The following is a 21,175-nucleotide window of genomic DNA, read 5'->3' as shown; positions in this document are numbered from 1 at the left end:
GGATTTTTATTGTGTTAAAACTTGAGAAAATGTTTGATAGATTCGCAGATTTTATTGGAGCCATTACCTCTATTGCCATGGTTTTAATGATTCTAAATGTATTTTACGATGTTATTACAAGATACGTTTTTAACATGAGCAGTATCGGTATGCAGGAAATGGAATGGCATCTATTTTCAGTCATTATTCTGCTGGGTGTTTCTTATACGCTAAAAGGAGATGGACATGTCAGAGTAGATATAATTTATGATCGACTTTCATATAGAAAGAAAGCGATGATAAATATGCTCGGTGCTGTTTTCTTTATTTTACCTATCTCGCTGCTGGTTGGTATCAGTTCGATTGACAATGCAGTTTCCGCTTATGCATCCATGGAACAGAGCGGTAACCCCGGTGGTTTACAATATAGATGGATTGTAAAAGCATTGATCCCACTCTCATTTCTTTTATTAATTATTACATCGGTCGGTTTTTTTATAAAAAATTTAAATGTATTCAATGGATTACACCCATTAGAAATGGATAGAATCAAACACGAAGTTGAAGATATTAAGCATGATATTGAGGGGCATAAGCACCATCTTGTAGATATTGATAAAAAAGGAGCGTCAAAATGATTGGCATCTTAATGTTTTTTACCGCGCTTCTTTTGTTACTGATTGGCTTTCCAGTGGCTTTCACTTTTGCAGCGGTTGCGGTGCTTTTTGGCATGATCGCAGGTATCGTAGAAATTTATTCCTACGGCGGATTTGATGCCGGGCTGATATCCGGTCTTATGGAAGGACTCGATGAAGGCATAACCATGTTTGGCTATATGCCATTTAGAATATTTGCAATACAGCAAAACACCATTTTAATGGCTATTCCGATGTTCATCTTTATGGGGATAGTATTACAAAAAACCGGACTTGCTGAAAAACTGCTAGAGTCCATGGGCTTTTTATTTGGTGAGATCAGAGGCGGAATAGCTATCTCAACTGTGTTGGTGGGTTCTTTACTAGCGGCATCCACCGGTGTTGTTGGTGCATCCGTCGTGGCGATGGGGGTGATTTCTCTGCCGGTTATGATGAAATACAAATACAGTACAGAATTAGCCACAGGCACTATCTGTGCGTCGGGTACGCTTGGACAAATCATCCCGCCTTCAATAGTGCTGATTATTCTTGGGGATGTTTTTCAGGTTCCGGTCGGCGATCTTTTTAAAGCGGCGGTATGGCCGGGGCTAACGCTGGTTGCTGCCTATATTATCTATATATTGATTGTTTCCTACATTAAAAAAGATGTTGCACCCGCAATCCCTGCTGATCCTCAACGTGGATCAAAGAAGAAACAAGTATACAAAGCGCTTATTGATATCATTCCATCACTTACCCTGATAATTTTAGTGCTTGGTTCGATTTTTGGCGGCGTTGCAACACCAACGGAATCATCAGCCGTCGGGTCAATCGGCGCGGTCGGTTTAGCGCTGATGTATAAAACTTTTTCAATAGGGATGATAAAAACAGCAGCACAGGAATCGGTAAAGATAACCTCAATGGTTTTTGCTATTTTAATCGGAGCCACTGCATTTTCAATGGTTTTTTCTTATACCGGCGGAGAAGAGATAGTTACCGAGTTTATGAATAACCTGCCGGGTGATAATAAGACTTCATTCATTCTTTTTACCATGCTGGCCATTCTGATTTTAGGATTCTTTATCGATTTTGTTGAGATATCTTATATTATAGTGCCGATCATAGTGCCAATAGCGGCAGCCTTAGGAATAAACCCCGTATGGTTTGCAATATTGATAGCCATGAATTTACAAACGTCATTTTTGACCCCGCCGTTTGGATTCTCACTGTTTTATTTAAAAGGTGTCGCTCCACCCTCGGTGAGTACCATGCAAATTTATAGAGGCGTAATACCCTTTATAATTATACAAATTATCGTATTAGGTATTCTTGCCTTTTATCCAGACTTTTTTGGTATTGAATCAATGATGTAACGGTTAGATTCAGATAAAAAAAAGCCAGATTTAAGTGATTAAATCTGGCTTTTTTTGTTTATCATTGTTGTTAAGAATACATATAACAACGGCTGAATAATCAGCCGTTTTTGCAGCTGCAATAGGTCATTAAGCCGTTGTTAAGCCGTCACGATATCAATTTTATCATTCTTCAATATCGTCGCGCTTAAAATAACAGGAATCGCTTTTGAAATGGGCGTATCACTGAGATCCCCTTTCCCGTCAATGGACATCAACGGGTTGGTTTCAGGGAAATAAGCGGCAATATTACCCTTCGGAATATCGTAAGCCACCAGCTTAAATCCAAAAACTTTACGTTTAATACCATCAGCCCAAAGCGATTCAATATCGACTAATTGACTGTCTTTCAGCCCCAATGCACTAATGTCGTTGGCATTAACAAAAATAACTTTACGCTCTCCAAAAATACCACGGTAGCGATCATCAAAACCATAAATAGTGGTATTGTATTGATCGTGTGAACGCATCGTTTGTAATACGAACACCGGATCCTTACTCAATTCGCGCAGGTTTGCCGGCAGTAAATGCAGCGGCAAATCATGCTCCATGAATTGCGCTTTTTTAGAGGCAGTTTGCCATTGCCGCTGCGCAGCGTGATTACCAAGATAAAAACCACCCGGCTGTTTTATTTTGGTATTCATATCGGTAAATCCGGGAATGCTTTTTGCAATTAAGTCGCGGATTCTGCCATAATCTTCAATCACCCAAGACCAATCTATGGGCTGTTTACCCAAAGTAGCTTCTGCGATACCCGCAATGATAGCCGGCTCTGAGCGCATCTCTCCGATATTACTTTTCCCTTCCCCTGCTGAAGCATGCACCATACTAAAAGAGTCTTCAACGGTGATACTTTGTGCGCCTGCTGCCTGCATATCAACATCGGTACGTCCTAAGCAAGGTAAGATCAGCGAATCATTCCCAGGAATAAGGTGCGTACGGTTTAATTTTGTCGCGATACTCACGGTCAAGCTGCAATTTGAAAGTGCTTGCTTGGTTAACGCGGTGTCTGGTGTTGCTGCCGCAAAATTACCGCCTAAAGCAATAAACACCTTACTCTCGCCAGCCAGCATCGCTTTGATAGCGGCAACCGCGTTATGTCCGGGTTTTGCCGGAGCCTGAAAATCAAAGGCATGGGATATATTTTCGATAAACGCTGCACTGGGTTGTTCGTCAATGCCCATGGTACGATCGCCCTGCACATTGCTGTGCCCGCGGACCGGACATAATCCAGCTCCCGGTTTCCCTAATTGTCCGAACAATAGTTGCAGGTTGGTGATTTCTTGAATGGTGTTCACCGAATGTTTATGCTGAGTAATCCCCATTGCCCAGGTAACAATCACCCGTTTGGAGTGGCGATAAATGCCGGCAGCCTGTTCAATTTCAGATCGTGATAAACCGGCCTGCTCGGTGATTTCATTCCACGTTGTCGCCGCAACGGCTTTTAAGTATTTATCAACCCCTTGGGTGTGCTGCGCAATAAATGCATGGTCAAAGATAGATGGACGACCAGCGTCCAACTCTGCTTTGTCAACGACAATAAGTGCTTTAACCATGCCGCGGACAACGGCCATATCACCGCCGAGTTTAGGCTTAAAATAGCACTGACTAATTTGTGTCGAGCCATTGGTGAGCATTTCCGTCACCGATTGAGGATTTGTAAAACGCTCTAAGCCTCTTTCTTTTAAAGTATTAAAAGTGACTATAGCCGCTCCGCGACGTGATGCCTGACGCAGCGTATCTAACATTCGAGGATGGTTGGTTCCCGGGTTTTGACCAAACAAAAAAATAGCATCGGCATGTTCAAAGTCTTCCATCGTGACCGTCCCTTTGCCGACACCAATGGATTTTTTTAAGGCTATCCCGGTTGCTTCATGGCACATGTTAGAGCAGTCGGGTAAGTTATTAGTACCAAATTTTCGCACCATAAGTTGATATAAAAAGGCCGCTTCATTGCTCGCCCGACCGGAGGTATAAAATTCAGCCTGATCAGGGGACTCAAGGGAATTTAAGTGCTTAGCGACCAACGCAAAAGCCTGCTCCCAACTAACCGCTTGATAGCAATCCGTTTCACGATTGTACTGAACAGGATGATTAAGCCTGCCTTGATACTCTAAAAAATAATCACTTTGCTGTGATAGCCAACTCACCGAATGTTGTTGGAAAAATTCGGGCGTAACACGGCGGCTGGTTGCTTCCCAATTCACCGCTTTTGCACCATTTTCACAAAACTTAAAGCTACTTTGTTCGGCTGTTTCGCCCCATGCACAACCAGGGCAATCAAACCCTTTGTCCTGATTTGTTTTTAGTAGGTTGCGAATGTTATGTGTGATATTTTCACTTTTAACCAGGTGTTTGGTGGTACTTAATAAGGCCCCCCAGCCACCGGCTGAGCCTTCATATTTTTTAACTGTCATTTTAATTCTCTATTCTGTGGTCAGATTTAAACGGAAAGTACCATGGTAGACGTTAAATCCACCGTTACGACTGAAGCCTATAAGTGTTAAATTGAAACGTTTTGCCATATTGATGGCGAGATTTGATGGCGCCCCCACAGCAACCAGTACAGAAATGCCGGAAACAAGGACTTTCTGAACTAGCTCAAAGCTGATGCGGCCGCTTAGGAATACAATTTTTCGCTGCTGATCAAGCGCCGGATCTCTTGCTAATTTGCCTATTAACTTGTCTAAGGCATTATGCCGTCCGACATCTTCAGAGCTTAATAACAAAGCGCCTTTCGCATCGAATAAGGCGCAGCCATGCACCCCACCTGTTTGCATAAACATCGATTGATATTGACGCAATTGATCACTAAAATGAGGAATAACATGACTCGGCAACCAGCGTTCCGCCGTGTCTAAGTAAGGAATGTCGCGCAGTTCTAAAGACTGTATTGATGATTTACCACACACTCCGCAACTGGAGAATGAGGTTGTATCACGGCTGATCAAGTCCCAATCAACAACCACATTCGCGGCTAAGCGAACCACTATTTTATTTGCGGAAATTTCATTCGCATCTAATTGATCATTGATACCTGTAATGTCGCAGGCGCTTTTGATAATACCTTCTGCCAAAAATAACCCGGTCACCAAATTAAGGTCTTCACCTGGAGTGCGCATAGTCACTAAGTAAATACGCTCTTGTTCTTTACCCGAACTGTCGCTATAAATCAGGCTAATCTGTAAGGGCTCTTCGACAATCACTGAATCAATAGAAAGGCTTACTTGTGTACCCTTTATCTGCTGACGAAAACAGGTCATCACCGATGACGTTTTTAAGCTTGATTGATCCAGTGGATGATTATTTTGCTCAAAATTACGATTAAAAGCCGGATCATTATAATCTAACGAATAATCTTCCTGATTTACTTGATGTTCAGGCATAGGCTCCCCATAGGTTGACTGTCAAAACGGATCTCTTCTATAAGGCATTTTTTCGATAATATTTGCATTTAAAAAATCATAAAAAGTAATAAATCGACAGAACTATTACTTTGTTATCTGTTATTAAATACCCAATACAATATGCAACAAACATTCAGTGCTGCTTTTGAAGCTAAAACAGGTGTTTTAGCTGAGTATTTTTTATTTTGCATGCGCCTGACCCCACCCAATCATTTAACAGTCACGTGACAACTGTGCAACAATATAGTTGCACGGTACTCTTTGACTTGTGATAAATCAAACGCTAAAATTCATTCATTTGATAAGAAAAATCTATCACTTTATTAAGAGCAAGGTAAATAAATTGTTCACCAGGAATCCTATCAATGAATATCAAACTCCAACAATTAAATCATTTTGTGATGGTCGTCGAAGAAGGTGGATTTCGAGCCGCTTCGAATCGTGCAAACCGCTCGCAAGCGGCACTTTCTGCATCCATAAAAGAGCTGGAAAAAACACTCGGCCAACCCCTGTTCGAAGCTGGAAACAAATCTACACTCACCCCATTCGGCACAATATGTTTACCCAAAATAATGCAGTTCCTGAATACTTACGCCTCATTAGTCAATGACTTACAAGCGGCGGCTAGCGGGCAACAGGGAAGAGTCCGAATAGCAAGCGTACCTTCCGTGGCAGGCAAACTTATTCCCAATGTACTGCGCGCATTTTGTGAAAAGTATCCAAATGTAGAAGTCAGTTTAATTGACGATAATGCGCCGGCGGTTGAAGCTAGATTACTGGCAGGAGAAGTGGATTTAGCGCTTGGCAGCAGCTTCAACATTGAAGACGATGCGATAGATTTTACGCCGCTTATCAACGATCCGATTGGCGTGGTGTGTTTACGGGATAATCCGATCGCTGCACATCCACAGGGAGTCAAATGGCAAGCGTTGTTAAAACAACCCTTTATTAAAAACGGAACATCTACGTTATTAGACCCTACCCCGGCGCGGGTGCTTAGCCAGCGAGCACTTTATTCGATAGAGAACCTCACTTCGCTATTCTCGGTATTAGCATTAGGTATAGGGATCACAACACTGCCCAAGCTCGCTTTTCCAAGTAACGAAACACAGTTGATTTGGATCCCTCTGACCAACCCGCCACTCGAACGTCAAATTGGTATTTTCAAATTGGCCGGTCGAAGCATTTCTCCTCAGGCACAGGTCTTTCTCGATTTGTGTATTGAATACCTCAACGTCACTGAGGAATCCGATTAATATGTCATTCTAATCAGGTCGTTATCTGTTTTCTCAACATTCGGAATTAAACCGGACAATTAGGATCCGCTATCAGACCAAATTACACTTAATAAGCAGGTTCCAGTTTTGTGAATAAATTCGTTTATCTCCTTCGTAAGCACAGGTAAAAACGGTTAATATGTAATATTAAAAAGTACTTCAATACACGGTTTCAGTAATACTTAAGGATAACAAAGTGTTAAATAATATTAAATTAATTGCTTCCGATTACGATAAAACATTCCATAGAAATGATCAGCAGGATTTAAACATGAACCTCCTTGCGGTTAACAATTGGAGAAAAAAAGGCAATATTTTCGCGATCAGTACCGGTCGAGATGTTGCAAGCATGCTTTATGAGAAAAAAACAAGAAATATAGATTATGACTATCTCGTAGCACTTAACGGCTCCTTTATTGTCGATGGTGAAAATAATGTTTTATTTAAACAAGCACTGGACAACGCATTAGCTCGAGAGTTGGTTAACATGCTAAAAGAAAAATTTGGAGATGAACTGATTATATCCAATGGATTTGACGGTTGTAATATGACCAATAAAACCGCCAGCCTGAGCAATGAAATTTCCAGAGAAGTATATGAAAGAAACGCTAAAATATATTCGAAAACAATAGAAACAGCGCTTGATGGGGAAGTCTTACTGATTGGCTGTTTAAATGATAATTTTGAAAAAGCAAAGACATTAAAAGAACAAATCCTGCTCAAATATGAAAGTGAAGTAGAAGTATTTATCAACCTGAATTACATAAACATCGTACCTAAAGGGATAAGCAAAGCCAGCGGTTTAGATATTATTATTGAGCATTCTAAAGCAAACAAAAATTTTATTTCCGTGATTGGTGATGACTTAAATGATATTCCTATGCTGGAAAAATATAATGGTTATGCTGTAAACAATGCCAAGGAAGAGGTTAAAGCAGTCTCTTTGAAAATATATGACAGTGTCTCCGATTTAATATTAGCCGTTAGCTAAAACCCTCATAGAAGAATCAATAAACTGATATAATCCGGTTTTAGCCTTACAGAAAGAAACAGCAACTCGGCGGCGGTTTTTTTGCTTAAAAAAACAGCTGATAGGATCATATTTTCAGTTGTTTCTCATTAGAATATGAAAACAAAGCGAGAAACATTGCCAACAATACGTACATAGCGAGCCACAAGAAAAGCTGAGATCCGCTGATGCCATTGTCAATGAGATAACCAAATAAGATTGGAGAAATCGAGGTAGATATCACCGCAAGAGATGCCATGAGCGCGCGAATTCTGCCAAGATGCTTGGTACCGTATACTTCAGCCCAAAGCGCATTAATGATTGGACTGCCCGAGCCAATGGCAATGCCGAGCGAAATAAGCAGCGCGTAAGCAACCCAGTGACCTGTTACCAGCGATGCCAGCAGCAAAGCCATGAGCATTGGAATAGGGTAATATTTTAACAGTTGTCTGCCGCTAAATCGGTCCACCAATGATCCCGCATACATTGATGAAAGCCAATGGGCAATTCCATAAAAGACGAAGCAACTGGCAAAAAGCATGGGGGTCCAGCCCATCTGCGGTAGAAAAAATCCCTGGTGAATAAATATTCCGGTGACGATGAAGGGTGAGGAAAGAACCGTGGGCAGTGCCAGCCAAAAACGAAAATCGGAAAGTAACGTCCTTCTGGAGCCATCCTCTTTAATAGGTTTTGACGCTTGATTATCTCCCCTTGGATCATGTTCGGCATATTTTTTATCTTTGCCGCGTTTAATAAGAAAAAGTGCCAGAGGAAGATAGAACAAAGGGACTAATAGTGCGATCACCAGCCAGCTTTGTTGCCAGCCGAATTGGGCAATAAGAAAGACTGCAAACGAAGGTAGTATGATTTCACCTAAGGGTACACCTGTGGTTGCCACACTCAGACCTTTACCGCGATTCAAAGAAAACCTTTTCATCATGGTGGTTATGCCGGTGTGTGGAAAAAGTCCCTGACCAAAAAAACGCAGCAGAAAAAGCCCGATAACAAGCGTTGTTATATTATTGGTCTGCCACAGAGTGAGCGCCGCCAGAGAAAGTCCAATGGTGCAGAATAGAATAAACTTTTCTAGGGAGACCTTGTCAATGCTGCCTCCAAGCCACATCAAAAGCAGACCACTTGCAAGTGTTGCCGTAGAGTAGGCTGTTCCATAGCTTGTGGCTGATAGACCAAGACTCTCTTGAAAGCTGTTTCCAAACCAGCTAATAAAAAAAGACTGACCAAAATTGCCCATGAAAACGGTCATCATTCCAAACATCAGAATGGGCCAACTGTGCTTTATAAAACGTGAATATTCTTGAATCATTTATTCGATGAGCTCCTCTAAAAGCGCACAGAGTTCACTTTTTTTGGTGGTTTGTCAACAACGGAAGATAAATATGAATGATTATGATGCGAAGCTTTTTTTATACAAAAGAGCTATCTACATTTAGCGGTTTTTTCAGCTCCAAACAGTTAAATGAACCTAATGAATTTAACCTAATTTATTTAACCTAATCAATTTAACTGCCGCAAGCAACGGATATCCTCTCTTTTCTGCGGGTGTTCAGGTCGCTACCAAAGGACATCTGTTTAGATGCTCACCTGCTTTAAAACCTCGTCTGAGAATGACAGCACTTTAAACGTCCCTGCTTCGAACAGTCCATAGCTCGGAACATTGCCCTCTTTAGGAAAAGTTATCGAGCCTGGATTATAGATAAACTGCTCGCCATTTCTTTCGGCTACCGGCAGATGCGTATGACCATAGGCGAGCACGTCACCGGCTTTTAGCGGCGGACGATTATCACTATTGTAGAGATGACCATGGGTTAAGAAAATACGTGTTCCATTTTCAAGCAACACCCAGGAATAGCTTTCAAGCATGGGGAAGTTAAGCAGCATTTGGTCAACTTCGCTGTCGCAGTTTCCTCGAACAGCCAAAATTTGATCGCTATAGTTATTCAGAAGTTGTGCAACGGCTGCAGGTTGATATCCTTGCGGAATCGGGTTTCTAGGCCCGTGATTTAACAGGTCGCCTAAAATCACCAGATAATTAGCAGCTGATGCTTCGTATTTTTTAAGCGCCAGCTCGGTGGCCGGTAATGAACCATGCAGATCCGAGATAAAAAACAGTTTCATATGGAGTTTTCCTAAATTTTTTATCTATTTTACGCCTTTAGCCATCCAACGCCATACCGTTGAGCACAATATTATTGTAACTGACGATGCCAATAATTTTGCCATGTTCAATGACCGGCGCACGACTGATGCCAAATCGCTCAAATAAACGCGCACAGTATTTAACGTTCATATCAGGTGGCACAGATAACGCAGGTTTGGTCATGATTTCATAAATATTACAACGCTCAACAGAACGGTTCTGTGCGAGAATTTTCTTGGCTATATCATTCATCAAAACAATACCGTATTCATCATCATCGTGACGCTTATTCACAACTAACGCTTTTACAACGTGCTGCCGTGCCAGTTGAATGCCTTCTTTCACTGTTGCAATACCATCAATCATGACATAGCTATTGACCATCACGTCTCTCACCCTGACCACCTTTCCCTGATTCATAGCTCGTCCTCCACTGCCTTAGTTAAGGTATTTATCTGATGGGCAACGCCGACTGCGTCTTCGATATCGATTTGAATGGCAATGCCCTGCCCCGACTGCAGATCAAACTCACCGACCCGGTTAATTGTTTCTAATATTTTCCTCGATAAGTGCTCTTCGACCACAAATAACAAAACGTCTTTTTGAACGTCCAGAGTCAAACCAAAAAAGGTGGTTTTTTGAACAACCCCTTCCCCTCTTGCGTTGTTAATCACGGTGGCGCCAGTCGCTCCTGCTTTGCGTGCGGCATCTAAGACCGCATCTGTCTTTGTATCTTCTACAAAGGCAATTATTAGTTTAAAGCGCATTATCATTCTCCTTGGAAGATGTTCTTGAATTTAACCATCGTGTAATTTGGGCATATGCCATTACTGATATTATTGGAAAAAGACTGGCAAATGCGACCAATCCAAAACCATCAATAACAGGGTTTCTTCCCGGCACTTGGGACGCTAATCCTAAACCCAATGCGGTGACCAGTGGCACAGTCACAGTGGAAGTTGTCACACCACCAGAATCATAGGCGAGTGCTATTATCTGTTTTGGCGCGAAGTGCGTTTGTATAATAACCACAGCATAGCCCCCCATAATGTAATAGTGAATGGGGTCACCCACCACTATTCGATAACTTCCTAAGGAAATGCCAATCGCCACACCTAAGGCCACGGCAATGCGTAAACCATTAACCTTAATAGCACCACCTGAAACCTGATTGGCTTTAATCGCAACGGCAATTAACGAAGGCTCTGCAATAGTAGTACTAAATCCGATAGCAAATGCGAACAGATAAACCCAATAATAATCAATCCAGCCAAGAGACTCCGTGATGTCGTCTTTAAAAGAGTAAATAAATTCTGGAGCAGTTAACTGCTTCGCCATGGTTTCACCCAAGGGGAACAGTGCCAGCTCCAAGCCCAATAAAAACAGTGTTAGGCCTAAAATCACATAGAAAAAACCCAATATAACCCGGTGCAAATTTGCGATTGGTTTTCTTAAAACTGCAATTTGGAATCCGAAAATAATGGTCGCAATGGGAATAACGTCAATGACAGTATCAATAAAGGTATTAAAGAATTGCGTCAGGCTTATCATGATAAAATCATTCCATCAAATATCAGAAACACGAAAATAATGGTCGCAATGGGAATAACGTCAATGACAGTATCAATAAAGGTATTAAGGAATTGCGTCAGGCTTATCATGATAAAATCATTCCATCAAATATCAGAAACACGAAAATAATGGTCGCAATAGGAATAACGTCAACGACGGTGTCAATAAAGGTATTAATGTATTGCGTCAGGCTTATCATGATAAAATCATTCCATCAAATATCAGAAACACGAAAATAATGGTCGCTACGGGAATAACGTCAACGACGGTGTCAATAAAGGTATTAATGCATTGCGTCAGGCTTATCATGATAAAATCATTCCATCAAATATCAGAAACACGAAAATAATGGTCGCTATGGGAATAACGTCAACGACGGTGTCAATAAAGGTATTAATGCATTGCGTCAGGCTTATCATGATAAAATCATTCCATATAGCATCACAAAAATCATCGGCAACAGCGATGCAAATGCAATCAAACCAAACCCGTCTATCATCGGATTTCGGCCTTTAATGGATGACGCTAGCCCGATGCCCAGTGCAGTCACTAGGGGGACTGTGATAGTAGAAGTAGTAACACCGCCGGAATCGTAAGCGATACCAATGATGGTTTCAGGCGCAAACCAGGTCAGTACAACGACGCCAATATAACCGCCAATAATCATAATATGGATAGGCCAGCCCTTAAGTATACGCACCACCCCCAGCACAATCGCCACCCCCACCGAAAGCGCCACAGTCAGTCGCAATCCATTGGCGTAGTTGTCTATTTCTTCAAAAGTTTGCGGGATCACGCCACCTTCTGCGGCCACTTTTGCAGCTTCTTGAGCCACAGCGGTTAATGCCGGCTCGGCAATAGTGGTTCCAAAACCTAAACAAAACGCAAATAAAATCAGCCAGAAAAGACTACCTTTTCGAGCAAAAGCTTGCGCCATGCTTTCACCAATGGGAAATAACCCCATGTTTAAGCCAAAAATAAAAAAGGTCAGACCTAGAACAACTAAAAGCAGGCCAAAAAGAATGGAGAGTATATTTGGAAGGGGTTCTTGTAACACAATAAATTGAAAGAAAGCGATCACGCAGATGATAGGCAGCAAATCACGAAAGCTTGCCATCATTGCTTTAAATAACGCAATCAGTGCTTTCATGGCCTCCTCCCATTATAATATTTTCCTACTATCAGATTGCGCAAAGATTAAAGTCGCGTCCACTACTATCTCTTTTTTTTTATAAAAATGAGATATTTAGCTCGATTGATCAAAAACAGGAGCGTAATACGCTGCATTTTCTTAAATCATGAAGACCATAGGCGGCTGAACTACAAGTGCTAATGCCCTGCAACACAGTTCAAAAAACTAAGCAGATAAAAGATAAAAAACCACAGCGCTTAGGCTGTGGCAAATGAACAATTATAAACAGAACAAGCTTTTGCTCAGCATATTATTAGACTGCGCGGCTGCGCTTAATCATTATTATGGCTAAAGTAACCGTGCCGCACTCCCTTTAATAAAGCATGAAATGCCTTACCGTCAAGATGCACAAGATGTTCATGGTCACCGACGTCAAAATAGACATTAACCAGCGTCAACAGGCGCTGATCCATCAATGTTTGCAGTTTATAGGCAGGTCCCAAGGGTGGAATCGCACCGGATTGGCAGTCGCTGAATAGCTTATTGATTTCAGTTTCTTGTGCCAGTTCAAATTCCCGGCCCAGCTCCTCTTTTACTGCCTTCAATTTGAGCCAATGATGTCCCGGAATCACCACCATCACATAACCCTTTATATCTTTGACAATGAGCGCCTTAGCAATATAATCTTCGGGAATATGGACGGCTTCAGTACTCTTTCGCGTGGTGGACGTTTTGGATGCGCCACCAGCTGATAATCAATTTGCTGTTTTAACATCTAAGATTTTACCGTTTCTGCCAGAGCCATGGTTATGCTCGTTGTAGTGACTTTTATTCAATCCAGTAAGTGGCTCATAAAATAACGATTTAATTAACTCAAAGTGTAGTCAGGTACACCTATTTCATTGTTTTTGATTGAGCAATTTAATGGCCACTCCAGCTGCAATAACGGTGCTACTGTTTTTCATCTAAAACGCTCAACCGAGCTTTACCCGCAGCCCGAACCTGACCGACAGAGAGACTGGCATCATTAGCCGGTAACTTTTGATGCCACAAAACCGTTATCCCCTGTTGCTGTAAAAACGCAAAGGTTGTTTCAATCAGCAGGGAATTTTGAAAACATCCGCCGGTTAATAAAAGTTGCTTGACCTTATAATGCTGTGCGATTTTCAAAATAATACTAGCGCAGCTGTTGTGAAAACGTTTGCTAATAATAGCGGATGAAACCTGATTGCCGATATCAGTAATAATGGCTGCGAGCATAGGCCGCCAGTCGATAATATTGGGGGTCACGGTAAAATCAACGGGCGCAGGATAAGTCCCCCGGTCCTTTGATTTTTTAGCTTCAAATTCCAGCTGCATTGCAGCTTCCCCTTCAAAACTGTTGACATGGACTAAATTTAACAGACTGGAGATACCGTCAAATAATCGCCCCGCACTACTAGTTAAGGGGCTGTTGATATTATTGGAGAGCATTTTTAAAAGCTGCTTTATGGTTGATGATCCAAAGGGAGATAATGATTTAAGCGCTTCGTTTGCAGTTAACGCTGTACCGTAAATTTCATATAAAAGCGCAATAGCTACCCGTCTCGGCTCTTTGATAGCGGCCACTCCGCCAGGCAGTTTAAAGTGTAAAAAGCTAGCCACTCTTTGCGCCTCATCCGCAGTAACGGCCATAAATTCCCCTCCCCATAAAGTGCCATCTTGGCCATAGCCGTTTCCATCCCAAACCGCAGCAAATGCCGGCCCGGCTATCCGATGCTCGATCATCGCAGCATAAAGATGAGCAAGATGATGCTGCGTACTGACAACAGGCAAGTGCAGCTCCCTGGCCAGTTGTGTGGTCACATAATCAGGATGCAGATCGCAGGCGACAAACTCGGCCTTAATCCCCAATAAACGGCTCATGATTTTTTGGGTTCTTTGATGGCGATGGAGCGCAGCGAGATTATCAAGGTCACCAATATACTGGCTTAAATAAAGGCGTTTGCCTTTGCTCATGGCGATGCTGTTTTTTAATTGCCCGCCGAGCGCCACTATCGAAGGATACTCACTGTCCAAGGGAAAATAATCCGGTACATATCCTCGCGCACGGCGCAGCAGCATCGGCTGATGATTAACAAATTTGACAATAGAATCATCTAATCCCTGGTAGATTTCCCGGTCGTGCAGTAAAAATCCATCCACCATCTGGCTTAACTGCGCCACTGCCTGCTCATTATCGCAACAGACCGGCTCGCCGCTGCGATTGGCACTGGTTACCACCAGCGGTTTATTAAGCGCGCGGCAGATAAGCTGATGTAGCGGGGTATAGGCTAACATAACGCCAAGATAAGGATTATCCGGTGCGATGGCCGGGCTGAGCAAATGATTGCTGTATCTATTTTCCAACAATACAATAGGCGCAATCGCACTGCTTAGCAGTAACTTCTCTTCTTCCCCCAGCAGACAATCGGCTTCAAGCATTGATAACTGCGGATACATAACAGCAAAAGGTTTTGCAGGACGCTGTTTTTTTTCTCGCAGCCGTAAAACTGCTTGGTGATTGCAGGCATCAACCATGATATGAAAGCCGGTTAATCCTTTTACCGCAATAATTTTACCCGCCTGCAGTGCGGCAATGGCAAGGCTTAATGCCGGTTCCTTTTCGGCAATCCTTTGCCCTGGTTGATTAACAAAACTTATCTGCGGGCCACATTTTGCGCAGTTAATTCCCTGCGCATGAAAACGCCTGTCCATCGGATTTTTATACTCGATTAAACAATCATCGCACATTGGAAAAACATTTAAAGTGGTATTGACCCGATCAAAGGGTAACGTCTTAAGAATACTGTAGCGCGGGCCGCATTGGGTACAACTGATAAAAGGGTAGCGATAGCGTCTATTGTTCTTTGCAAACAGCTCTTTTTGACAGTCTTTACAAATTCCGATGTCCGGCGAAATACTCACCGCCCCCTCATTCTGCCCGCTGCTTTCTAAAATATGGAATCCAGTCTGATCGATACTGTCTATCTGTTGATGATTCATCTGCTCAATCTTTGCCAGAGCCGGTGCTTTTGACTGCAGTTGCCGCAAAAATCGTTGCGTTTCTGCCGCTTCGCCCTGTATCTCAATTAATACCGACTGCCTGATATTACGCACCCAACCGGACAGCTTTAACCTGGCAGCGGTCACGGCAACAAAAGGCCTGAATCCAACCCCTTGCACCCTGCCCTCAACCGTTATTCGACATCGTTGCTGCACAGGCACTCCTTGCTGAATTTAAGATAATAGAGAAGAAAATAAAATAAAATAATTAACAGCGGAAGTTATTCAATTTTCTAACAATTAATTCTGTGCTTATTATTATAGGAGTATCTGGGCAGTTGCATTAAATTAAATAACGGATTTAGTCTATCTTTAAAGCAGTGACATTTGTTAATTATCTGCGATTCAACCTAACCATTTCAGCCGTCATAAAGGCCGTGAATCGTTAAATCAAGCATTCCCTGCTGTTAGCAAATAACAAAACAATTAATCAATCATTGAGAAGGAAAAATCAGCACTAATAAGTCGTGAATTGCATTCTATTTTTGTTCTCACTTCGCAAAATAGTATGGAGTAATTTTAACCCGCAAAGATGAACACTTATTTGATGCGTTTGGTATGAACACCTTTTGAGTCCTTTTGTTATATTGAGGAGCCTTTAATAATGAATAAAGCGCTTGATGCTTTGCTCCATGAACAACTTAAAGTCTATCGGAGTGATGCCACTTATCTATTGCAAATACTGCGTAATATTCAATTTAGCTGCTCATATATTCCCCAACAGGCGATCCAACATCTGTCCACTGCATTAAAAGTTTCCATCCCTAAAATCAGGGCCCTTATCGAGTTTTATCACTTTCTTCATTATCACCCCAGAGGGCATTATGATATCTACGTCAGTGATAGCATCATCGATCATATGTCGGGTAAAAATGAAATCACTTCTTATCTCTGTGAAAAACTCAATGTTGAATTAAATCAGCCCAGAGCAGACGGACGGGTAACAGTTGCCAACACTTCCTGTACGGGTATGAGTGACCATGGACCCGCGGTTTTGATTAACGGTTTAGCATTAACCCGCCTGACCCGAAAAAAAGTCGGGAAGATTGTCGCAAAAATTGAGGAAAATATTGACGTTCATAAGTGGCCAAAGGCATGGTTTGAGGTAGCTGATAATATCCAAAGCAAAGGAGTGTTATTAAATTCTGAAATTAAACCCGGTTCGGCGATTAAGAAAGCGCTGGCAACGGCGCCTCACGACAGCCTCACGGCAATTGACAAGTCTGGCCTGCGCGGCTGTGGCGGTGCCGGTTATAAAACCGCTGCAAAATGGAAATCCTGCCAGCTAAGCGAAAACAATCAACGTTATGTGGTCTGTAATGCCGATGAGGGCGAACCGGGAACCTTTAAAGATCGCGTTTTACTGAACAGTTATGCAGATCAGTTAATTGAGGGTATGACCATTTGTGCCTATATTATTGGCGCTCAAAAAGGCTTTATTTATCTGCGTTATGAGTATCAGCACCTTCATAAAAAGCTTCAGGGAATATTACAGAAACGCCGCGCTGCTAACTTATTAGGCGATCATATCTTAAACAGTAAGCTGAGCTTTGATATTGAAATATTTATGGGCGCCGGCTCCTATGTCTGCGGTGAAGAATCGGCTTTACTGGAATCCCTTGAAGGGCGTCGCGCCATTCCGCGCATCAGGCCTCCCTTTCCGGTGACTCGAGGGTACTTGGGAAAACCAACAGTGGTCAACAATGTCGAAACTTTTTGTTATGCCGCGCTTATTATAGAAAAAGGTGCTGAAAATTTTTCACAGCAGGGGCTTGTCGGCTTTAACGGATGTAAAATTTTAAGCATCAGCGGCGATGTTGAAAAACCAGGCATTTACGAAATCCCACTGGGGATGCCGGTCATAAATGTACTCAATTTATGCGGCGCACAATCTGTCCAAGCCGTGCAGGTTGGCGGCCCCTCGGGTACTTTAATTACCCCAGCAGAATTTAACAGGGTTATTTCATTTGACGATCTCAATACCAGCGGCGCTTTTATGGTGTTTAACCAGAGCCGCGATATTCTCGAAAATGCGCTTAACTTTACCCATTTTTTTATGCAGGAAAGCTGCGGTTTCTGTACGCCGTGCCGGGTGGGCACTAAACTTATCTGTGATTTAGCCGATAAAGTCGTCACCGGACAAGGCGCCAGGCTGGATCTGGAAAGTATAAAACAGCTTAACCATGTAATGGATGAAATGAGCCATTGTGGTTTAGGACAAAGAGCCGCACAGCCGCTGTTAGAAACATTAGAAAAATTTCCCGAGTATTTTGTTAAACGCATGACAGATGTTGAATATCAACCTTCCTTTGATGTCGACAAATCGATTCAACGGGCGATTGAAATCGTTACCATAGAAAGCAGTTCGAAGGGTGATTGATGGTTATGAGCAAGTACGGCAACACACTTACCATAGATGGCCGGAAGATCCCTTTTATCGCGGGTGAGACCGTTATGCAGGCCGCCATTAAAGCCAATATCTATATTCCGCATTTATGTTTTAATCCGGAATTTACCCCTAATGGCAGTTGTAAACTTTGTACCTGTGACATTAACGGCCGTAAAAAATCCTCCTGCTGCACAGCGGCGCAGCAGGATATGCAGGTCAAAAATGAAACCCATGAGCTCACTGTCATGAGGCGCACTCTGGTGCAGATGCTGTTTGTCGAAGGTAACCATTATTGCCCTTTTTGCGAACGCAGCGGTAACTGTCAATTACAGGCGCTAGCCTATGATTTAGGGGTGACCGATCTGCATTTTCCGCAGTTTACCGCGCACCGAAATGTCGATGCCAGTCACCCTAACCTGATGCTTGATCTGAACCGCTGTATATTTTGCGAACTGTGCATTAGAGCCAGTACCGAAGTTGATCACAAAGATATCTTTACCATTGCCGGGCGCAGCATTAATAAAAGACTGGCCATTAATTCAACAAGCGGACTTTTAAAAGACACAACAATGAAGGTCACCGATAAATCAGCGCATATTTGCCCGGTAGGCTGCATTATTATCAAAGGAGAAGGTTTTAAAACCCCTATTGGTGAACGACTTTACGACCAGCACTCGATTCGCGATGTCGGTAATCTCCGCCCCGAAAGTTTGGCACAAGCAAAAAACAAAATGCAGGCGAAGAAATCTAATCTCCCGCCAAAGAAAAAACTAAAACTGGCGACCTGCTCCTTAGCCGGATGTTTCGGCTGTCATATGTCTTTTTTGGATATGGATGAACGCCTAATCGAGCTGCTTGAGCGGGTTGAACTGAGCCGCTCCCCCTTGAACGATATAAAAACCTGCGCACCAGATTGCGATTTGGGGTTAATTGAAGGGGGAGTCTGTAATACCGAAAATATTGCCGTACTGAGGCATTTTAGAGAAAACTGTAAAATTATTATTGCCGTAGGCTCTTGCGCGATTAACGGCGGCGTCCCTTCACTGCGCAATAATATTGATGTTAAAGAGTGTTTAGATGAAGCTTACATTAACGGCATTGGCGTGGTGAACCCGAAGATCCCTATCGATAAAGAGCTGCCCTATCTGCTTGAAAAAGTTTACCCGATTCATGAAGTCATCAAAGTCGATTATTTTCTGCCCGGTTGCCCGCCTCCTGCCGACGCTTTCTGGAAAATACTCAATGATTTACTGGACGGGAAAGAGCCGGAATTACCCTATAACCTATTACACTTTGATTAATGGACAATGATTAATCGACAATGATTAATCGACAATGATTAATGGACAACCCTATGGATCATTCATTAGAAAATGCAGACAACAGCGAAAACCTCAAACGCTTTGTGATTGAACCGGTCTCAAGGGTGGAGGGCCACGGTAAGGTGACCTTGCTCGTTGATGATAATGACCAGGTACAGCAGTGTCGTCTGCATATTGCAGAATTTCGCGGATTTGAACGTTTTATCCAGGGGCGTCCCTATTGGGAGATCCCAATTTTAGTGCAGCGACTGTGCGGCATCTGTCCGGTAAGCCATCATATTGCGGCCGGCAAGGCGATTGATATGATCAGCGGTGTCACCGAGCTTACGGAATCCGCTCATAAATTAAGATTATTACTGCATTACGGGCAAATTTTACAGTCTCATGCGCTGCATTTTTTTCATCTCTGCTCACCGGATTTGCTGTTTGGTTTTGAAAGTGACATAACCAACAGAAATATCGTTGGCGTGATTCAAAAATACCCGGAACTCGCACTGCAGGGAGTGAAACTGCGCAAATATGGTCAGGAGGTGATTAGAGTCATTTGCGGTAAGCGCATCCACGGCACGGGTTGTATCCCGGGCGGCATGAATAAACCCTTAAGCCGCGAGGACAAGCGCTATCTTCTTGCTGACACCGAGCAGATAATTACATGGGCAGAGTCCGCGGTTAAAACGGCCAGAGATTGTTATCTGCTTAATGAGCCTTTCCACAAAAACTTCGCAGGCTTAAGGTCAAATTATTTAAGCTTAGTTGGTGCCAACGGTGAGCTGGACCTTTATCACGGTAAATTAAGATTAAAAGATGCACACGGTCATTTGATCTTTGATCAGAAAGATTACTGTGAATATCAAAATCTGATTCAAGAAGAGGTGAAATCATGGACCTACATGAAATTTCCTTTTATTAAAACAATGGGCAAAGAATCAGGCTGGTACCGCACCGGTCCCTTAGCACGAATCAATAATTGTGATTATATTCCAACGCCGCTGGCTGAAATGGCGCGCCTGGAATTTGTCGTCTATGGCGGTAAAGAACCGGTGCATTCAACATTAGCCTATCACTGGGCACGCATGATTGAAGTACTTTTTTCTGCCGAAAAAATCAAACAGTTATTGCACGATCCTATGATTACCGGAAAAGATCTTATTGTTCAGGGCAAGCGCCAAAGTGAAGGAATAGGTGTGGTTGAAGCGCCGCGCGGCACCCTGATTCATCATTATCAGGTGGGTGAAGATGATCTGATCACTAAGGCCAATCTGATTGTTGCAACCACCCATAACAATACGGCATTAAATGAATCTATTCGTATCGTTTGCAGTCAGCAAATTAACGGCCGGGAAATCAGCGAAAAGGTGTTAAATAATATAGAAGTTGCGATTCGTGCTTATGATCCCTGTTTATCCTGCGCAACCCATGCGATCGGCAGAATGCCGCTAAAAGTTGAAATGCGCCACCAGCAAAGTGGAGAGCTTATCAGCCAGTTGATTAAGGATATCGACGGCACTTTGCACCGCTAAGCATGACATAAAAAAAATAGATAACCTTTGATTAAAAAGAAGTGGTGATGGACAAATCTCGTCAGCAAGCGTTAAAACGGTTTATTCGGTGTAATACATGAGATCAGTAGAATGCCGCTCAAAGTTAAAGAACGGTGACGATGAAATAAAACAGACAATCCTGTTATTGAAAAGAGTTGGTGATGGAAAAAAATGGTCAGTAAATGTTAAACCTGTTTATTTCGTGTAATACAGGAGATCAGTAAAATGCCGCCCAAAGTTTACGTGCGGTGACGATCA

Annotated in this window: 16 protein-coding genes and 1 pseudogene; 7 read left to right on the top strand and 10 right to left on the bottom strand. The window is 42.7% G+C overall.

The genetic code is table 11. The features are described from left to right. Nucleotides 1-11 precede the first annotated feature (11 nt). Together ACJAZP_RS01210 and ACJAZP_RS01205 are read left to right on the top strand one after the other, a co-directional pair. Nucleotides 12-617 (top strand): TRAP transporter small permease subunit, encoded by a 606-nt coding sequence (locus ACJAZP_RS01210; protein WP_415228904.1) that lies wholly within the window; start codon nt 12-14, stop codon nt 615-617. After that, nucleotides 614-1,987, top strand: a complete 1,374-nt coding sequence (locus ACJAZP_RS01205) for a TRAP transporter large permease (protein WP_415228903.1) — start codon at nt 614-616, stop codon at nt 1,985-1,987. The genes ACJAZP_RS01210 and ACJAZP_RS01205 overlap by 4 nt, the downstream gene beginning before the upstream one ends. 140 nt (nt 1,988-2,127) lie before the next feature. On the opposite strand, the gene ACJAZP_RS01200 is transcribed toward ACJAZP_RS01205, so the two are convergent. Together ACJAZP_RS01200 and fdhD are read right to left on the bottom strand one after the other, a co-directional pair. After that, nucleotides 2,128-4,443, bottom strand: a complete 2,316-nt coding sequence (locus ACJAZP_RS01200) for an FdhF/YdeP family oxidoreductase (protein ID WP_415228902.1) — start codon at nt 4,441-4,443, stop codon at nt 2,128-2,130. 9 nt (nt 4,444-4,452) lie between these two features. Next, entirely contained in the window at nt 4,453-5,412 is a 960-nt protein-coding gene (gene fdhD, locus ACJAZP_RS01195) for a formate dehydrogenase accessory sulfurtransferase FdhD (protein ID WP_415228901.1), read from the bottom strand. Nucleotides 5,413-5,798: 386 nt separating this feature from the next. Between fdhD and ACJAZP_RS01190 the strand changes: the two genes are divergently transcribed. Next, nucleotides 5,799-6,689, top strand: coding sequence for a LysR substrate-binding domain-containing protein (locus ACJAZP_RS01190; protein ID WP_415228900.1), 891 nt, complete (start codon nt 5,799-5,801; stop codon nt 6,687-6,689). Between the two features lie 217 nt (nt 6,690-6,906). After that, nucleotides 6,907-7,701, top strand: coding sequence for an HAD-IIB family hydrolase (locus ACJAZP_RS01185; RefSeq protein ID WP_415228899.1), 795 nt, complete (start codon nt 6,907-6,909; stop codon nt 7,699-7,701). 106 nt (nt 7,702-7,807) lie between these two features. Here the strand turns inward: ACJAZP_RS01185 and ACJAZP_RS01180 are convergent, their stop codons facing one another. From ACJAZP_RS01180 to hypF, 8 genes and pseudogenes are all read right to left on the bottom strand, one after another. Continuing rightward, nucleotides 7,808-9,043: an MFS transporter gene (locus ACJAZP_RS01180; RefSeq protein WP_415228898.1), complete on the bottom strand. Its 1,236-nt coding sequence runs from the start codon at nt 9,041-9,043 to the stop codon at nt 7,808-7,810. 266 nt (nt 9,044-9,309) lie between these two features. Beyond that, nucleotides 9,310-9,855 carry a phosphodiesterase gene (gene yfcE, locus ACJAZP_RS01175; RefSeq protein ID WP_415228897.1) on the bottom strand — a complete coding sequence of 182 codons (546 nt, stop codon included), beginning with the start codon at nt 9,853-9,855 and terminating at the stop codon, nt 9,310-9,312. A gap of 37 nt (nt 9,856-9,892) precedes the next feature. Continuing rightward, the gene (locus tag ACJAZP_RS01170) at nt 9,893-10,297 is read right to left on the bottom strand and encodes a CBS domain-containing protein (RefSeq protein WP_415228896.1); all 405 of its coding nucleotides are present in this window, start codon (nt 10,295-10,297) and stop codon (nt 9,893-9,895) included. After that, entirely contained in the window at nt 10,294-10,644 is a 351-nt protein-coding gene (locus ACJAZP_RS01165) for a P-II family nitrogen regulator (RefSeq protein ID WP_415228895.1), read from the bottom strand. Before ACJAZP_RS01165 ends, ACJAZP_RS01170 begins: the two co-directional genes overlap by 4 nt. Beyond that, a complete protein-coding gene (locus tag ACJAZP_RS01160; protein WP_415228894.1) occupies nt 10,634-11,428 on the bottom strand; it encodes a DUF1538 domain-containing protein in 795 nt (264 codons plus the stop codon). The genes ACJAZP_RS01165 and ACJAZP_RS01160 overlap by 11 nt, the downstream gene beginning before the upstream one ends. A gap of 436 nt (nt 11,429-11,864) precedes the next feature. Next, nucleotides 11,865-12,599 (bottom strand): DUF1538 family protein, encoded by a 735-nt coding sequence (locus ACJAZP_RS01155; RefSeq protein WP_415228893.1) that lies wholly within the window; start codon nt 12,597-12,599, stop codon nt 11,865-11,867. 314 nt (nt 12,600-12,913) lie between these two features. Next, a pseudogene (locus tag ACJAZP_RS01150) lies at nt 12,914-13,300 on the bottom strand (aminoacyl-tRNA deacylase); the annotation flags it as partial. A 232-nt stretch (nt 13,301-13,532) separates the two neighbouring features. Then, nucleotides 13,533-15,821 (bottom strand): carbamoyltransferase HypF, encoded by a 2,289-nt coding sequence (gene hypF / locus ACJAZP_RS01145; RefSeq protein WP_415228892.1) that lies wholly within the window; start codon nt 15,819-15,821, stop codon nt 13,533-13,535. Nucleotides 15,822-16,269: 448 nt separating this feature from the next. Here hypF and ACJAZP_RS01140 point away from each other — a divergent pair, with 448 nt between their 5' ends. The 3 genes from ACJAZP_RS01140 to ACJAZP_RS01130 are packed head-to-tail and all read left to right on the top strand — an operon-like array spanning nt 16,270 to nt 20,896. Further along, nucleotides 16,270-18,045: an NAD(P)H-dependent oxidoreductase subunit E gene (locus ACJAZP_RS01140; protein ID WP_415228891.1), complete on the top strand. Its 1,776-nt coding sequence runs from the start codon at nt 16,270-16,272 to the stop codon at nt 18,043-18,045. A 5-nt stretch (nt 18,046-18,050) separates the two neighbouring features. Then, nucleotides 18,051-19,355: a 2Fe-2S iron-sulfur cluster-binding protein gene (locus ACJAZP_RS01135; RefSeq protein ID WP_415228890.1), complete on the top strand. Its 1,305-nt coding sequence runs from the start codon at nt 18,051-18,053 to the stop codon at nt 19,353-19,355. A 53-nt stretch (nt 19,356-19,408) separates the two neighbouring features. Continuing rightward, nucleotides 19,409-20,896, top strand: coding sequence for a Ni/Fe hydrogenase subunit alpha (locus tag ACJAZP_RS01130; RefSeq protein WP_415228889.1), 1,488 nt, complete (start codon nt 19,409-19,411; stop codon nt 20,894-20,896). Nucleotides 20,897-21,175 lie beyond the last annotated feature (279 nt).

The sequence above is a fragment of the Psychromonas sp. genome (assembly GCF_047632955.1).
GTDB lineage: Bacteria > Pseudomonadota > Gammaproteobacteria > Enterobacterales > Psychromonadaceae > Psychromonas.
Note: the sequence above shows the minus strand (reverse complement) of the source record. Positions and strands in the feature narration are given on the sequence as shown.

Bases quoted from the DNA above. Each gene is read 5' to 3' on its own strand.
- ACJAZP_RS01160 (WP_415228894.1), bottom strand. From the start codon at position 11,428: ATGATAAGCCTGACGCAATTCTTTAATACCTTTATTGATACTGTCATT.
- ACJAZP_RS01135 (WP_415228890.1), top strand. From the start codon at position 18,051: ATGAGCAAGTACGGCAACACACTTACCATAGATGGCCGGAAGATCCCT.
- yfcE (WP_415228897.1), bottom strand. From the start codon at position 9,855: ATGAAACTGTTTTTTATCTCGGATCTGCATGGTTCATTACCGGCCACC.
- ACJAZP_RS01155 (WP_415228893.1), bottom strand. From the start codon at position 12,599: ATGAAAGCACTGATTGCGTTATTTAAAGCAATGATGGCAAGCTTTCGT.
- ACJAZP_RS01200 (WP_415228902.1), bottom strand. From the start codon at position 4,443: ATGACAGTTAAAAAATATGAAGGCTCAGCCGGTGGCTGGGGGGCCTTA.
- ACJAZP_RS01130 (WP_415228889.1), top strand. From the start codon at position 19,409: ATGGATCATTCATTAGAAAATGCAGACAACAGCGAAAACCTCAAACGC.
- fdhD (WP_415228901.1), bottom strand. From the start codon at position 5,412: ATGCCTGAACATCAAGTAAATCAGGAAGATTATTCGTTAGATTATAAT.
- ACJAZP_RS01140 (WP_415228891.1), top strand. From the start codon at position 16,270: ATGAATAAAGCGCTTGATGCTTTGCTCCATGAACAACTTAAAGTCTAT.
- ACJAZP_RS01170 (WP_415228896.1), bottom strand. From the start codon at position 10,297: ATGAATCAGGGAAAGGTGGTCAGGGTGAGAGACGTGATGGTCAATAGC.
- ACJAZP_RS01205 (WP_415228903.1), top strand. From the start codon at position 614: ATGATTGGCATCTTAATGTTTTTTACCGCGCTTCTTTTGTTACTGATT.
- ACJAZP_RS01165 (WP_415228895.1), bottom strand. From the start codon at position 10,644: ATGCGCTTTAAACTAATAATTGCCTTTGTAGAAGATACAAAGACAGAT.
- ACJAZP_RS01180 (WP_415228898.1), bottom strand. From the start codon at position 9,043: ATGATTCAAGAATATTCACGTTTTATAAAGCACAGTTGGCCCATTCTG.
- ACJAZP_RS01190 (WP_415228900.1), top strand. From the start codon at position 5,799: ATGAATATCAAACTCCAACAATTAAATCATTTTGTGATGGTCGTCGAA.